The sequence below is a fragment of the Pseudoalteromonas sp. ABV4_021 genome (genome assembly GCF_056159365.1).
Genome location: NZ_JBSWVB010000001.1, coordinates 865,858 through 880,005, shown reverse-complemented (window position 1 = coordinate 880,005; position 14,148 = coordinate 865,858). Strand labels below are relative to the sequence as shown.

At 40.4% G+C, this 14,148-nt stretch carries 20 protein-coding genes; 11 read left to right on the top strand and 9 right to left on the bottom strand.

What is annotated here, in order from left to right; translation table 11 throughout:
• Positions 1-7 precede the first annotated feature (7 nt).
• The gene (gene ribF, locus ACXAFE_RS04170) at positions 8-934 is read right to left on the bottom strand and encodes a bifunctional riboflavin kinase/FAD synthetase (protein ID WP_475149067.1); all 927 of its coding nucleotides are present in this window, start codon (positions 932-934) and stop codon (positions 8-10) included.
• Between the two features lie 73 nt (positions 935-1,007).
• Positions 1,008-2,570, bottom strand: coding sequence for a murein biosynthesis integral membrane protein MurJ (murJ, locus tag ACXAFE_RS04165; protein WP_475149064.1), 1,563 nt, complete (start codon positions 2,568-2,570; stop codon positions 1,008-1,010).
• A 289-nt stretch (positions 2,571-2,859) separates the two neighbouring features.
• Here murJ and rpsT point away from each other — a divergent pair, with 289 nt between their 5' ends.
• Positions 2,860-3,120 carry a 30S ribosomal protein S20 gene (gene rpsT / locus ACXAFE_RS04160; protein ID WP_010560657.1) on the top strand — a complete coding sequence of 87 codons (261 nt, stop codon included), beginning with the start codon at positions 2,860-2,862 and terminating at the stop codon, positions 3,118-3,120.
• Between the two features lie 71 nt (positions 3,121-3,191).
• Here rpsT and ACXAFE_RS04155 read toward each other — a convergent pair whose 3' ends face one another.
• Positions 3,192-3,572, bottom strand: a complete 381-nt coding sequence (locus tag ACXAFE_RS04155; protein ID WP_475149060.1) for a response regulator — start codon at positions 3,570-3,572, stop codon at positions 3,192-3,194.
• A 99-nt stretch (positions 3,573-3,671) separates the two neighbouring features.
• Between ACXAFE_RS04155 and ACXAFE_RS04150 the strand changes: the two genes are divergently transcribed.
• The 3 genes from ACXAFE_RS04150 (at position 3,672) to smrA (ending at position 5,084) form a co-directional block, all read left to right on the top strand.
• The gene (locus ACXAFE_RS04150) at positions 3,672-4,124 is read left to right on the top strand and encodes a hypothetical protein (RefSeq protein WP_475149057.1); all 453 of its coding nucleotides are present in this window, start codon (positions 3,672-3,674) and stop codon (positions 4,122-4,124) included.
• A 94-nt stretch (positions 4,125-4,218) separates the two neighbouring features.
• A complete protein-coding gene (locus tag ACXAFE_RS04145) occupies positions 4,219-4,458 on the top strand; it encodes a hypothetical protein (protein ID WP_054978487.1) in 240 nt (79 codons plus the stop codon).
• Between the two features lie 50 nt (positions 4,459-4,508).
• Positions 4,509-5,084 (top strand): DNA endonuclease SmrA, encoded by a 576-nt coding sequence (gene smrA / locus ACXAFE_RS04140; RefSeq protein WP_475149053.1) that lies wholly within the window; start codon positions 4,509-4,511, stop codon positions 5,082-5,084.
• A gap of 14 nt (positions 5,085-5,098) precedes the next feature.
• Here smrA and ACXAFE_RS04135 read toward each other — a convergent pair whose 3' ends face one another.
• Together ACXAFE_RS04135 and ACXAFE_RS04130 are read right to left on the bottom strand one after the other, a co-directional pair.
• The gene (locus tag ACXAFE_RS04135; RefSeq protein ID WP_267890920.1) at positions 5,099-5,233 is read right to left on the bottom strand and encodes a hypothetical protein; all 135 of its coding nucleotides are present in this window, start codon (positions 5,231-5,233) and stop codon (positions 5,099-5,101) included.
• A gap of 121 nt (positions 5,234-5,354) precedes the next feature.
• The gene (locus tag ACXAFE_RS04130) at positions 5,355-6,272 is read right to left on the bottom strand and encodes a 2-hydroxyacid dehydrogenase (protein ID WP_475149050.1); all 918 of its coding nucleotides are present in this window, start codon (positions 6,270-6,272) and stop codon (positions 5,355-5,357) included.
• 155 nt (positions 6,273-6,427) lie between these two features.
• Here ACXAFE_RS04130 and ACXAFE_RS04125 point away from each other — a divergent pair, with 155 nt between their 5' ends.
• Complete coding sequence (locus ACXAFE_RS04125) at positions 6,428-7,093, top strand: OmpW/AlkL family protein (RefSeq protein WP_010560663.1); 666 nt, start codon at positions 6,428-6,430, stop codon at positions 7,091-7,093.
• 90 nt (positions 7,094-7,183) lie between these two features.
• Here the strand turns inward: ACXAFE_RS04125 and ACXAFE_RS04120 are convergent, their stop codons facing one another.
• Positions 7,184-7,789: a peroxiredoxin C gene (locus ACXAFE_RS04120; RefSeq protein WP_010560664.1), complete on the bottom strand. Its 606-nt coding sequence runs from the start codon at positions 7,787-7,789 to the stop codon at positions 7,184-7,186.
• A gap of 358 nt (positions 7,790-8,147) precedes the next feature.
• Entirely contained in the window at positions 8,148-8,870 is a 723-nt protein-coding gene (fadR, locus tag ACXAFE_RS04115) for a fatty acid metabolism transcriptional regulator FadR (protein WP_010560665.1), read from the bottom strand.
• A 271-nt stretch (positions 8,871-9,141) separates the two neighbouring features.
• Here fadR and dsbB point away from each other — a divergent pair, with 271 nt between their 5' ends.
• Positions 9,142-9,666, top strand: coding sequence for a disulfide bond formation protein DsbB (gene dsbB / locus ACXAFE_RS04110; RefSeq protein ID WP_475149043.1), 525 nt, complete (start codon positions 9,142-9,144; stop codon positions 9,664-9,666).
• Between the two features lies 1 nt (position 9,667).
• Positions 9,668-9,970, top strand: coding sequence for a DUF6170 family protein (locus ACXAFE_RS04105; RefSeq protein WP_010560667.1), 303 nt, complete (start codon positions 9,668-9,670; stop codon positions 9,968-9,970).
• Between the two features lie 22 nt (positions 9,971-9,992).
• Here ACXAFE_RS04105 and ACXAFE_RS04100 read toward each other — a convergent pair whose 3' ends face one another.
• Positions 9,993-10,313 carry a ComEA family DNA-binding protein gene (locus tag ACXAFE_RS04100; RefSeq protein ID WP_475149041.1) on the bottom strand — a complete coding sequence of 107 codons (321 nt, stop codon included), beginning with the start codon at positions 10,311-10,313 and terminating at the stop codon, positions 9,993-9,995.
• Between the two features lie 163 nt (positions 10,314-10,476).
• On the opposite strand from ACXAFE_RS04100, the gene ACXAFE_RS04095 reads away from it, so the two are divergent.
• The 4 genes from ACXAFE_RS04095 to ACXAFE_RS04080 are packed head-to-tail and all read left to right on the top strand — an operon-like array spanning position 10,477 to position 13,553.
• Complete coding sequence (locus tag ACXAFE_RS04095) at positions 10,477-11,211, top strand: TrmH family RNA methyltransferase (RefSeq protein WP_475149039.1); 735 nt, start codon at positions 10,477-10,479, stop codon at positions 11,209-11,211.
• 3 nt (positions 11,212-11,214) lie between these two features.
• Positions 11,215-11,949, top strand: coding sequence for a 5-oxoprolinase subunit PxpA (locus tag ACXAFE_RS04090; RefSeq protein ID WP_475149035.1), 735 nt, complete (start codon positions 11,215-11,217; stop codon positions 11,947-11,949).
• Positions 11,942-12,634 (top strand): 5-oxoprolinase subunit PxpB, encoded by a 693-nt coding sequence (pxpB, locus tag ACXAFE_RS04085; protein WP_475149032.1) that lies wholly within the window; start codon positions 11,942-11,944, stop codon positions 12,632-12,634. Before ACXAFE_RS04090 ends, pxpB begins: the two co-directional genes overlap by 8 nt.
• A gap of 1 nt (position 12,635) precedes the next feature.
• A complete protein-coding gene (locus ACXAFE_RS04080) occupies positions 12,636-13,553 on the top strand; it encodes a 5-oxoprolinase subunit C family protein (RefSeq protein WP_475153588.1) in 918 nt (305 codons plus the stop codon).
• A gap of 48 nt (positions 13,554-13,601) precedes the next feature.
• Here the strand turns inward: ACXAFE_RS04080 and ACXAFE_RS04075 are convergent, their stop codons facing one another.
• Positions 13,602-14,051 (bottom strand): Hsp20 family protein, encoded by a 450-nt coding sequence (locus ACXAFE_RS04075; RefSeq protein ID WP_237130085.1) that lies wholly within the window; start codon positions 14,049-14,051, stop codon positions 13,602-13,604.
• Positions 14,052-14,148 lie beyond the last annotated feature (97 nt).

Genomic DNA, 14,148 nt, shown 5'->3' with positions numbered 1-14,148 from the left:
TCGGCTACTAAATTAAATCAAAATAGGCTTTTGCTTCGTCAACATCACGCGAAATTTGCGCTGTTAACTGGGCAAAGCTATCAAACTTTATTTCATCTCGAAGTTTATGCACAGGTGCAACTTCGATAATCTGACCATAAAGGTCACAATTAAAATCAAAAAGGTGCGCTTCTAAAAGGGTGCGCTTGCCATTAAATGTTGGCTTAGTGCCAATATTAGCAACCCCGTAATAAATCTTACTTGCTACTGTGACTTGTACACAGTACACACCACTTAACGGACTAACTTGTCGTTTAAGCGGAATATTTGCCGTCGGAAAGCCTAGTTCTCGCCCCTTCTTCCAGCCATGTACCACTTTACCAATAACACTGTAAGTTCGGCCTAACATTTCATTTGCCAGATGAATATCACCTTGGCTCAATGCTAAGCGAATTGCAGTGCTACTCACGCGACAATCTTTTTGTCGCAAGCTTGCGGTACTTTTTACATTAAAGCCATGCGTTGCACCGCTTATTTGTAACATTTGATAATTGCCACTGCGACCTTTACCAAATCGAAAATCATCGCCCACAGTTAACGCTGCTACGCCGAGTTTTTCAACCAGCACGTGTTCAACAAACTCGTCAGCAGATTGATTCGCAAATTTCTCGTTAAATTTTATGCAAATAACACGCTCCACCCCTAATTGAGACAATAACGCTAGCTTGTCTCGTAAACGTGTTAAACGTGCTGGTGCATCACTTTTTCTAAAATACTCTTGTGGCTGAGGTTCAAATATCATTACCGTACTGGGTAATTGATATTGTTTTGCATCTTGAATTAGCCCTTTGATAACCGCTTGGTGACCTAAATGCACACCATCGAAATTACCAATGGTTAATACACAGCCTTTATGCTTTGGCCTTATATTGTGTATACCGCGGATTAACTCCATTACGTACTAGCAAACCTCAAAAAAAGTGAATTAAAATTTAAGCGCCCGATTATAGACTTTTTTTACTCGATTATCAGTTAATATTTTTTATTTGTCTGAATCGCACACCCATGAGCACAAGCAATAAAAAATAAACAACTACTGCGACCACGATAAATCCACTTAACAAAGCCACTTGTTGCATAAAGCCTTGCTGCTGCCATGGCAAATAGTGCTGTAATTGATAAACAGCTAAAAACATTAAAATACTGGCTATTAAACACTTAACGAAGAACCATACAGTGGTTTTCGACACCCCATAAACGCCCTGCTTGTGCAAAAAGTAATAGAGTAAAACTGCGTTACAGGTAGCAGAAAGCGATGTTGCCAGCGCCAAACCTAAATAGCCAAACATTGGGGCTAGTATTAAATTAAACACCATATTTAATACCATTGCAGCTACGCCAATTTTGGCTGGTGTTTTGGTATTTTGTTTCGCGTAAAAAGCGGGTGCCAACACCTTAATCAACATAAAACTTAATAGGCCAAACGCATACGCAGTAACACCCATTGCCACCTTTTCAACATGATTGCCGCTAGCCATAAATTCCCCATGACCAAACAACACATTAATAATCAAAGGCGCTAACACAATTAAACCAAAACAGGCGGGAATACCAAGCCAAACAACAAAACGTACACCCCAATCGACCGTAGCTTGGAACTGTTTAGGATCATCATTGACATGTAGCTTAGACAAGGTAGGCAAAATAACTGTCGCAATACCAATACCAAATAAACCAAGTGGAAATTCAATTAAGCGGTCAGAATAGTAAAGCCAAGCAACTGATCCAGTAACTAAGAACGACGCAATCACTGTATCTAACAACAAGTTTATTTGGCTTACCGAGACACCAAACATTGCAGGTAACATTAACGTGCGCACTTTCTTTACGTTTTTATCGCGCCACGCAAATGTTGGTTTTACCAGCACATTATTTTTTCGTAAAAATGGCAGCTGAAACAAAAGCTGTACTAGGCCACCGATAAACACACCAAGTGCCATAGCAAATGCACCAAACTCAAATTTATCGTGAAAGTAATATGCGCAACCAATAATAGAGATATTTAATAAAACAGGCGTAAAAGCGGCAACCGAAAACTGATTGTAGACATTGAGTACTGCGCCAGATAACGCCACAAGGCTAACAAAAAACAAATAAGGAAAGGTTAATTTAAGCATTTGAGTGAATAGTTCGTACTTAAATCCTTCGGCACCGCCAGTAACATATTCATTGTACCAACCCGGTGCAAATATCGCGGCAACCACACCTGAACCTAACACCCCCAGAATTGTGACAATTAATAACACCGTGCCGAGTGTGCCTGCTGCTTGGGCTACAAATACGCGTACTCCGTTGTCGCCGTCTTTTTCTTTTACTTCAGTTAATACGGGTACAAACGCTTGTGCAAACGCCCCTTCGGCAAAGAGGCGACGTAAAAAATTGGGGATTTTATTAGCAAATAAAAAAATATCAGCAGCAGCACCTGCGCCGAGCAAATGAGCCGTAACCGCATCGCGCACCAATCCTAAAATACGAGAAATAAAGGTCATTAAACTCACAACCATTCCCGAACGAAATAGGCCTTTTGCCACTGCTCCCCCTACGCTTTAATAACCGACAATAAAATTAAGTTGCTCAGTATGCCACAAACTTCTTATGGGGTGACACACGCGTATGCAGTTTATAACGATAAATTATCGTGTGAAGTACTAGTATTGCTAAGTGCTTATTTGATATACTCCCGCCACTTGTTCGGTTGAGGCAAGCCAGTACAGCAATTAAGCTAAACTAAAGTACAAAAGTCATTGACTTTTGCTCTTAATGTTGGCATATTCCTCGGCCTTTAAATTAAGCTTATTTTAAGATTGTTAGGAGCAAACCTTGGCTAACATCAAGTCTGCAAAAAAACGTGCTATTACGAGCGAAAAGCGTCGTCAGCACAACGCAAGCCGTCGTTCAATGATGCGTACTTTCTTCAAGAAAGTAGTTGCTGAAATCGAAGCGGGTAACAAAGAAGGCGCACAAGCAGCTTTCGAAAAAGTAGTTCCAGTTTTAGACCGTTACGCAACTAAAGGTCTAATTCACAAGAACAAAGCAGCTCGTCACAAGAGCCGTCTTGCTGCAAAAATTAAAGCACTTTAATTAGTACTTTATTTTGCAAATAAAAAAACCGGTTAACACCGGTTTTTTTATGTCTAAAATTTGTATCGCAACTAAATTGCCAGCTCAGGCATTAGCTTCTTCAAAATACCTGCAATCTTTTTTGGTGAAAACGGCTTTACCACAAACCCTTTTGCACCGCGCTCAATCGCATCTTTAACGTTTTCAACCGTTGAGTGTGCCGAAACCATGACCACGTTTGCCTCGGGAGAAATCTCGTTAATTGATTTGATCAGTTCTTTACCGTCACCATCTGGTAATTCAATATCTAAAAAGATCACGTCGTATTGATGGTTTTTAATCTGTTCCAAACACGCTTGTGCAGTTGATGCTTCGTCTATGTTTGCTAAACCAAAGTGAATCAGTGTCTGGTGAAGAAAGTTTCTCACTGTCCCTACGTCATCAACTATTAAAATAGCGTGCTCACCACTCATAAATCGTCCCGTATTTATTAATGAATTATAATGTTAAACTTATATACTTATAATTCAGATCACAAATTAATGACACTATTGTCAAACGAAATTATACATATGTCTATTAAAATTAAGCGCCAGTCGCTGATGGGCGACTCGGCCAGCAAAAAAAAAGTTAAACAAAGAGCCACAAGAAAACAACCAGCTCAAAGCCCTTCGCAGGCTGAAATTCAAGCCGCTCAAAAACAAGTAGCAGCTAAGGTAGAAGCTAAGCCAAAAAAAGGCTTATGGTTAAGTTTAGCCTTTATTGCCCTCGCCGCTTTAATTATTCCCAAACCACAATTAATCTCATATCAAAAGCTTAATGTAGTGGGAACAAGTATCTATTGGCCTGGTTTTTTAGGTCTACCAGCAACCATTTTTGATTCCGACCTCACTCTTACAGGCGAAATAGACCAAGGAAAGATCTTTTTATGCGATAACATTAATCAAAATGTAGGTTGTCATAAATATCAAGTAGTTAAGCAGGAAGGTTTTATTTCTGTGATCTTGAGCTTTTTTTCGGATTAGTTTTTTTTATTCTAAAATGGTAGATTTTCTCGTTTGAAGAAAAGCCGGAATGCTCCGATAATTCGCGCCACTTAGTATTATCGGAGGCACCAAAGTGGAAAACTTAATTTTTTTATCAACAAACCTAACAATTGTCGCTTTATGTATTGGTGCATTTTTTATTAGTAATACTAAGGTTATCAAGCTATTTGCCGCAATTTCATTAGTTGCACTTTTTGTCATGCAAAGTATGAATACTGCGCCACAACAGCATTTATCAAATATCACGCTTATTCTGATTAATGCGTTTTATCTATTTAAAGTTTATACCCAGTATCAACTAGAACAGAATTAAGCATAACGATACAATAGTGACATGATTTCGTAACCATTTGGGGCCATATCATGTCACATTCCGATTCTGACCTTTTTTTACAGCAAATGGCTGATGTAACGCCACTCAAACAAGACGCTGTTTCAACCCCAACCTCTAACGCTAAGAACGCGCTAAGTAATTTCTACAAGCAACAAAGCTCAAAGCAAATAAGCTTGTTAAATGACGCATTGAGTAGCGCAACTATTGAATACGTTGAACCCGACGATTACATTAGCTACAAATCTTCAGGCCTTCAGGCTGGCGTATTTAAAAATTTGCGACTTGCCAAATATGATATCGATGGAAAAATTGAGCTTCAAGGCCACTCCATCAAAGAAGCACAGGATAAGTTAATACAGGAGTTGTCGGACTGTCATCGCCGTAACATACGTGTTGTGCTTATTAAACACGGTGTTGGCAAAGAAAATAGCGAACAACCAGCTAAATTAAAAAGCCATGTAAATGCGTGGCTTGTGCATTTCCCGTTTGTACTTGGTTTTCACACAGCACAAACTCACCACGGTGGCTATGGCGCAGTTTACGTACTGTTGAGTAAAAACGAACAAGCGAAGCTTGCAAACAAAGAAATTCACGCAAAAAAATAAGGCTCTGTTGAGCCTTATTCTGCATTTGTTACTACTGTATTTTGGTTTACGGCTTCATCAGCCTGAGTGAACCAAGCACTCACTCCTAAAAAAGCAACCAATAAAGCGACTGAGCTTAATTTGATCCCTTTTGCCATTGCGCGGTGCATAACTCCCCCAATAATTTTGTTTTTTATTATTGTTTTAGTACATAAACTGTACTGTAGAATCATTCTAAACAATTTACAAATTTTAACAACCCATTAAAACGCTGGTTTTACAACCAGTAGTTTAATAACCTAAGTCACAGTCTACGGTGTTCATAAGCGCTTGCCCCGCTTTTAATCTCGAATAGTTATCACACAACTGACGTGTCACGGTATCAACATTGCTAAGCGCCGAGCAATGAGGGGTAATAGTTATTGCGCTATGCTGCCAAAATGCATGCGTTTGCGGCAAAGGTTCAATACTAAACACATCCAAAATTGCATGCGCTACTTGACCTGAGTCGAGATTCGCTAAGAGGCTTTTCTCATCGATTATATCGCCTCGTGCAACATTAATAATCACAACGCCTTTTTTGGTTTTTGATAAAAATGCATGATCAATCATATTGTGGGTATGTTTAGTTGAGGGCAATAAACACACAATATAGTCGGCATCACTTACCGCTCGTGCTAAATCATCTTGCGCATAACTAGTAATGCCCTCTAGTGATTTAGCGGTGCGTGACCAAACACTGACATCAAAGCCATTTAGGTGCAGTAAATTTGCGCTGGCAGTACCTAGCTGCCCTGCGCCAAGAACTGTTACCTTATTGCCCATTCTTGCGCGTTTTGGCTTCCACAGTTTTTCTTGTTGCTGCTTAACGTATAATTCAACTCGATGTTGATACGCTAAAATATGCGTGAGTACATAACAGCTCATATCACTCGCTAAGTTATCATCAACAATACGGGTAATTGGCACATTGGGTAAACCATCGTACTGCAATAAACTGTCGACACCCGCACCAAACGACGCAATCGCCTTGCAATTAACAAACGGTGCTAACGATCCTTTCGGTGGTTGCCATGCAACAATGTATTCAACCGCGAGTGCATCATTCACTTCTGGCCACACCTGAATTTTAACGTCAGGCAATATACTGTGAAATTTTTCGATGAGTTTATCGAGTTTACGGTTGGGGATTACTAATAAAATACTCATAAACGAACTCTAGGCTGTCAAAAACTTAATCTAAATCAAATTCTAATGTGGATAGACCGTATTTGACTATCAAAACTTGATCTAGAACAGCTTTTAATTTTTCTAGCTACCGATAATAGCCACATCAAAACAAAAGATGATTCGGGAGATTATCGATGAAAAAATTACTAACTACAGCATTACTAACCTCAGGTTTAATCGCAGCACCAGCAATGGCAAAACTAAGCGTAAACGTAGGTGCAATCAACGTAAACCCTGACAGCGGTACAAGCTACTTAAATGAAATCCCAACTGCAGGCGTTTCAGTAGACAGCAACACCCAGCTAGGTATTACATTTGACTATGCAATTAATGATAACTGGGTAGTAGAGTTAGTAGCAGCAACACCATTTAGCCACGATATTTCTGGTGAAGGTAAAATTGGTGATTTAGCAATCGGCGGCGCAAGCATTGGCTCAACTAAACACTTACCACCATCACTGTTTGCACAATACCACTTCGGTAGCGCTGGTGACAAATTCCGCGCATTCGTAGGTGCTGGTGTTAACTACACTATCTTCTTTGACAGCGAAGCGGGTGCAGACCTAAAAGCAGTATTAGGCACTGATGATGTTAAACTTGAGCTATCAAACTCATTTGGCTTAGCAGGTCAAGTAGGTGCAAACTACATGATCAATGAAAAGTGGGGTATTCACGCAATGGCTTCTTACATCGACATCGATACAGATGCTGAAGTATTTGCAGGTGGCAACAAAGTATTAACGTCAGATGTTGCAATCGACCCATTTGTATTTATGTTAGGTGCTAAATACAAGTTCTAATTAGAATTTAAACCATAAAAAAATCCGGCAATTGCCGGATTTTTTATATCTTTTAAAAGCTGCTAAAAAACAGCTTTTAACGAAAAAGACTTATAGGTCGCCTTCGTTTTCAGAAAGGAATGCAGCAACGCCAGCTGGGCTTGCGTCCATACCTTTTTTACCTTCTTCCCAGCCAGCAGGACATACTTCACCGTGCTCTGAGTGGAATGCTAGTGCGTCAACCATGCGAAGCATTTCGTCGATGTTACGACCTAGTGGTAAGTCGTTAACTACTTGGTGACGTACGTTACCTTCTTCATCGATTAGGAAAGAACCACGGAAAGCAACGCCAGCTTCTGGGTGCTCAACGTCGTATGCTTGACAGATTTCGTGTTTAACGTCAGCAACTAGTGCGTATTTAACTGGACCAATACCGCCTTCGTTAACTGGCGTGTTACGCCATGCGTTGTGTGAGAATTGTGAATCGATAGAAACACCGATAACTTCTACGCCACGCTTTTGGAATTCTTCAAAACGCTTGTCGAAAGCGATTAGCTCTGAAGGACATACGAATGTAAAGTCTAATGGGTAAAAGAAAACAACTGCTTTTTTACCTTTGATTGCTTCGTGTAAGTTGTAGCTATCTACGATTTCGCCGTTACCTAGAACTGCTGCAGCTGTAAAGTCTGGTGCCTTGCGGCCTACTAATACGCCCATTATTTTCTCCAATTATTTATAATGAAATATCCAGTTTTGATGATTTATCATCACCTCTGGCAATAAATATAATGCCAAAATAAAAAAAACCAAGAGGGCTTGGCTTTTATTTTTATACTGCAGAAAGTGTAACGAATCGATGTATTTAAAGATAATCAATTAAAACGATAAGGCCGTTCGATAAAAACGATTATGATACAAATCACACAATTGTGCATTCTAGGTTATCAGTCATTGATGTTTTTGCACGACACTTTTCTTACGGCAGGTAAGAGGTGTCACCTACTTTGCTATTTCAGCAATAAAAACAAAAAAGCCAGCAAGTGTGCTGGCTTTCGTTGGGTAAGCGTGCAGTTAATTACGCATCTTGCTCCATAATATCTTCAGGCATAGTTTCTCTAATTTCTTGCCATAATGCGCCTGATTCTAGACCATATTTACGCACTAAGAAAATAGACTCATCAAACTTGTCTTGCTCTGCTAGCGCTTTTAATTCTGCAAAAAACTTAAGCGCTAACTTACGCGTACGCTCATCGGCAAAATAATGGCGCGCGATGCGTGCGTAAAAGCCTTTAAAACCATTTAACGTCAATACATAAATAGGATTACCACAAGCAAATGCAAGTTCGTGGTGCATGCGGTAGTCGTAATCTGCAAACGCTTCGGCAGTGTCGGCTAAATCATCAGCACGAGACAATGTTTCGATTACTTTATCTGGATTTGTTTTAATCGCTGAACGCGTGTAAATAGCACTGATATTGGTACGCGCTGAAAGCAACTGGTCAATTAGTTCGGGTACTTTAGTTGAGTCTAATTTAGCAAGCGTCTCTAGAATATTAAGACCCGACGTTTCCCAATAATTATTAACACGCGTTGGCTTACCGTGTTGAATGGTCAACCAGCCGTCGCGCGCCAAACGCTGTAGCACTTCACGTAGAGTTGTGCGTGTCACACCAATAAGCTCTGAAAGCTCTCGCTCTGCTGGTAAAATTGAACCTGGCGCAAATTCGCCGTTCCAAATCGATTCAACTATGTATTCCTCAGCAAATCCCGCAGGGCTTTTGGCTTTAAAAATTCTCATGAAGTGTCCAGTCGTTCTTGTAATGCTTTTTTAATCAAACTGATTGTACCAGATGCGATTGTTTGCACAAGCAAATAAATGCATAAGATAAAATAGTCTGTAAACTGTTTTTACCACAGCTCTGTTAATGTTTGTAACGCATTTCACAATATAAAAATCACGCAAACCTTGGTATTTACGCCGTTTTACAAAATTCCATCGAAAATTCGTGCGAAGCTGTGGCGTTTTTTTTATAGTGTGCCCCATTATTAACGAATTTTTAGTAAAGCCTATGTTTTCAAAACTTGCTCATTGGCCGGAACAACGCTTACCTTGGCTTCTATTAGCAGGCATCGCACTTGTCTTAGAAAGTGCTGCACTTTTCTTCCAATATGCAATGGATTTAGGGCCATGCGTAATGTGCATTTATCAACGCACCGCTATGCTGGGGCTATTGTTTGCAGGTATTACAGGTGCTATTAAACCGCAAAATGTCTTTGCTCGTGTTATCGGATTTACGCTTTGGGCTATTTCAGCAATTTGGGGTTACTTAATTGCAGCAGAACACATCGCTATGCAAAATAATACCGATCCATTTGCTTTTGCAGGTTGTGCGTTTGAGCCGAACTTCCCTGAGTTTTTGCCACTGCACCAGTGGATGCCATGGTTTTTTGAAGTCACCGGTGATTGCGGAAATATCAGCTGGCAATTTCTTGGCTTGAGTATGCCAGGTTGGATGCAAGTGATCTTTGCGATTGCGAGTGCGGTATTGTTTGTTGTGTTAATTACGCGTTTGGTTTTCGCTAAAAAGATTTGATATGTATTTCTCAACAAAAAACATTCCTGAATTAGATGGTTTATCAGTTCGACAACGACAAGAAGTTATTCACTTAGCCGTGGCGAACTTGCCGGCCAGCAAAAAAATTACACTCAATGTAGTAAAAATAGCGTGTTTAACACCGATATTTTTACTGTTAGCAAATATCGAATCTTGGTGGTTGCTTTTATACTTACTAATAGTGGGTTTGTGCTACCCACTAATTACTACACCACTTACACTAATGTTTATTAAGCCGCTGCTTAAAGAGGCGCGAGCTGAGTTCGAAAACAACAATAAATAAAGGGGCAAACGCCCCTTTTTAATTAAAACGTTACTCTACCTTTCAGTTTGGAGATTGACCTTTCACCAAACCCCTTAATGTCATTCAATTCTTCAAGGGATTTTATTTTTCCATTCTGCTCACGATAGTTGATAATTCTGAGTGCTCGTGATTCGCCAATGCCAGGCAAGGTTGCCAACTTTTCTGCATTCGCAGTGTTTACATTAACGAGCTCTACTTTAACCACTTCTTCAACGTTGCTCTTTGTCGGCTTTGTCACTTGTGACTCTGCACTCACAGAAAAGGTAATTGAAGTAATAACTAATAAGAATGCGCCAAGTACTGGCAGTGAAAGTAATTTCATAACGCGCTCCTTTGCGTTTAGGTTCAAACCATTTGAACGTTTGTGATAGTTATAAAGCAATTGCTTTACACTTTTAGGTATAGGTTAAAAATTCTTGTTGTCAAAACCCTTCCGCCTAAAGCGATGAGTGATATAATTTTGTAAGAATTAAGAAGGGTACAGTATGATCTCTAAAAACCAACTAAAACAATTACGTGCGTTATCTCAAAAAAAGCAGCGCAAGTTACAAAATTTATTTTTAGTGCAAGGTGAAAAAAACGTACTCGAATTACTCGACAGCAATTTAATCATTGAACAGCTTTTTGCTACCCAAATTTTTTGCGAAAAGCACGCTTCACAATTAAATGGCCTCAACATTATCACTTGTGAAGAAGAAGAGCTTGCAAAGGCAAGTACTCTAGTTAGTAATAATGCCGCCATTGCGATTGTTGAAACGCCAAAACAAAATGAGCCAAATAGCCGAGGTATTTCCATTGTACTTGATGGCGTTGCCGACCCAGGTAATTTAGGCACTATTATTCGCGTGGCCGACTGGTATGGCATTAATGAGCTGATTTTAAGCCCTGATTGTGCCGACCCGTATAATCCAAAAGTGATCAGCGCAACGATGGGAAGCTTTACCCGCGTCAACATTATTCAAACTGAATTAACTGATTATTTTAGTAAGCAAACTCGACCTGTTTATGGTGCCTACTTAGGCGGCGAAAACATTCACGCTACCCAGTTTGAAAGCGACTTAATTTTGGTGATGGGCAGCGAATCACACGGTATTCGCGAGCATATTGCCAGTTCAATTAGCAAAAAAATAACCATTCCGGCATTTGGTCAGGCTGAATCACTTAATGTTGCTATGGCAAGCGGCATTATTCTCGATAACATAAAACGCTGCCAAGGATAAACCATGAAACTCAATTGCGATCTAGGGGAAAGTTTTGGCCAATACTCACTAGGCTGTGATGAACAAGCCATGGCGGTTATTGATATGGCAAACATTGCTTGTGGCTTTCATGCCAGTGACCCAAATGTGATGGCACAGACCTTGAGCTTAGCCAAGCTCCATAGTGTAGAGATTGGTGCCCATCCAAGTTATCCCGACAGGCAAGGCTTTGGCAGGCGTAGCATGCAACTGTCAAATACTGAACTGACTAATTTATTGCATTATCAAATCGCAACGCTTGAAGGCATGGCAAAAGTACAAGGGCTAAGCCTTAGCTACGTAAAACCACACGGTGCCCTATATAACGATATGATGGCAAACACCGAGTTACTCACCATTATTGCACACGCAATCGCGAGCTACCCAACCAATTTAAAGTTAATGGTGCTAAGTAAAGTCGATAACACCAAAGCTATTCAAATCGCAAAAAAAGCCGGTATTGAATTACTCTTTGAAGTCTTCGCTGATAGACAATACACCCCTGATGGTTCGTTGGTATCACGTAATCTTGAAGGTGCTGTGCACAATGAAACCAAGTTACTTGAGCAAGTGAGTGAGTTAAAGCAGTTTGGTACGATTACCACCCGTGATGGCAGTAAGTTAACACTGCAATGCGACTCGTTATGTGTTCACGGTGATAACCCGAGTGCAGTCGCTCAAATAGCAAAAATCAAACAGATTATTGGTAACAATGAGTAACCCTAGCTATCGCATTTTTGATGCCAGCGAACATGCTGTTTTAATTTATTTTAGTGACACAATTTCAAGTGAGCAAACGCAAAAGCTCGCGGCTTTTTCACATGCTTTAAAGGCGTCACTGCGTGAATTGATTGTAGATGTGACCATTTCCTACACCAGTGCGTTAGTTACTTATCAAAGCCTTAGTATTGATCACTTCTCAATAAAGCAAAAAATTAAATGCATACTTACCCAGCTAAACGATATTGCATTTTCAGTAAACCAAATCGAGTTGCCTGCGTATTATCACCCGCAAGTTGGTGCTGATCTAAACACCATGGCAAAAGCAAAAAACCTGACTATAACTGATATTATCAAATTCCACAGCGAGCAAATTTACAGTGTATTTGCCATTGGTTTTGCTCCTGGTTTTGCTTTTTTAGGTGAAGTAAACCCAATACTTGCCACTCCACGCCTTGCGACTCCTCGTAAAAAAGTAGCCAAGGGTTCAATCGCCATCGCGGATAAGCAAACTGCGGTTTACCCAGCTGCTTCACCCGGTGGTTGGAATCTTATTGGTAACTGCCCTCTATCACTTTTTGATGTTGCGAATACTCCCCCTTTACCTTTTAAGATTGGCGATAGCGTGAAGTTTATACCTATTGAGCGTAATGAGTTCATCCGCTTGGGAGGTCACATTGACTAGCGTGCTCAAAGTGATACATCCAGGGCTCTATTGCTGCGTTCAAGATCTAGGGCGTTATGGGCAAAATCACCTTGGTCTTACCACAGGCGGATGCCACGACCCGTATGCATTTAAAGTTGCCAATGCCCTTGCCGGCAACCCAATTAATAGCCCAGCACTTGAGTTAACGCTGGGTGGCTTTCGCGCGGAAGTACTAGCGCCAATAACGATTGCACTCACAGGGCCAAATGTCGAGTTTACAATTAACAATAAAAGCCAAGCGCTTTGGCAAAGTATTCAGCTAACACGTGGCGATGTTATTGAAATTGCTACGCCCCATCTAGGATTGAGGCATACGCTTGCGATTTCAGGTTCTATCAAAGCGCTATCACATTTTACAAGTGTTAGTACTGTTTTACGTGAAGGACTTGGCTGTAAAATTGAAACAAACGCATTAATAAAACAACAAGTACCTCGTTTTACTAAGCAAAAGGTTTTGCCTGCTAACTTAATACCTAATTATTGCCAAAACACACCGCTTAATATGGTACTTGCGCTGCAACATCATGAATTTTCAGCGGCTGATTTGAACCGTTTTTTAAGTTCAAGTTATACCGTAACGGGGCAAAGCGACCGCATGGGTTATCGTTTACAAGGCGCTGCGTTAGAAAGCCCAGCTGGTGCGCGTTTTTCTGAGGGCATTAACCTAGGTGCCATACAAGTACCCGCCGATGGTCAACCAATAGTACTTTTAAATGATCGTCAAACCATTGGCGGTTATCCCAAACTAGGTTCAGTCACTGCATTAGATTGTGCAAACTTATTACAAAAGCGCGCGGGTGATGAAGTGGCGTTTAATGCGATTAGCATTGAAAAAGCGCAAAACCTTAATCACCTCGCCCAAGTCAAATTACAGCGCGCGATCGACACCTTAAACTAAAAAAGCGCCTTACGGCGCTTTTTGTGGTTGGGAAATCTGTTTTAAAGTTTATGCTTCTTCAAGTAACTCTTGCGGTGAGTTAATCGCAATTTTACGTGGTTTATGCGCTTCTGGAATTTCACGAAGCAACGTAATGTTCAATAAACCGTTTTCTAAATTTGCGCCTACAACTTTAACATGATCACCTAACTGGAATTTGTGCTCAAAGTTTCGCTCAGCAATGCCTTGGTGAATAAATTTACGCTCAGCTTGCGACTCTTTTTCAGCTTTCACGCCCGATACTTTTAGCGTGTTTTTCTCTGTTTCAATGGTTAACTCAGATTCTAAAAAACCTGCAACAGCCATGGTGATTTGATAGTCATTTTCACCTAAAAGCTCAATATTGTACGGCGGAAAGTTTGATTGTTTGGTATTGCGGCTCGCGTTATCCATCATTTGAGCTAAGTGATCAAAACCGATGAACGAACGATAAAGTGGAGATAGATCTAAATTACGCATAGTATATATCCTCATAAAGCGATAATTGTCTTAAAAACGACTCTCCTAAAGCGGACAAGTCTTAAATAAAGTCAGGCAATTCAAATTGTTACCTGAG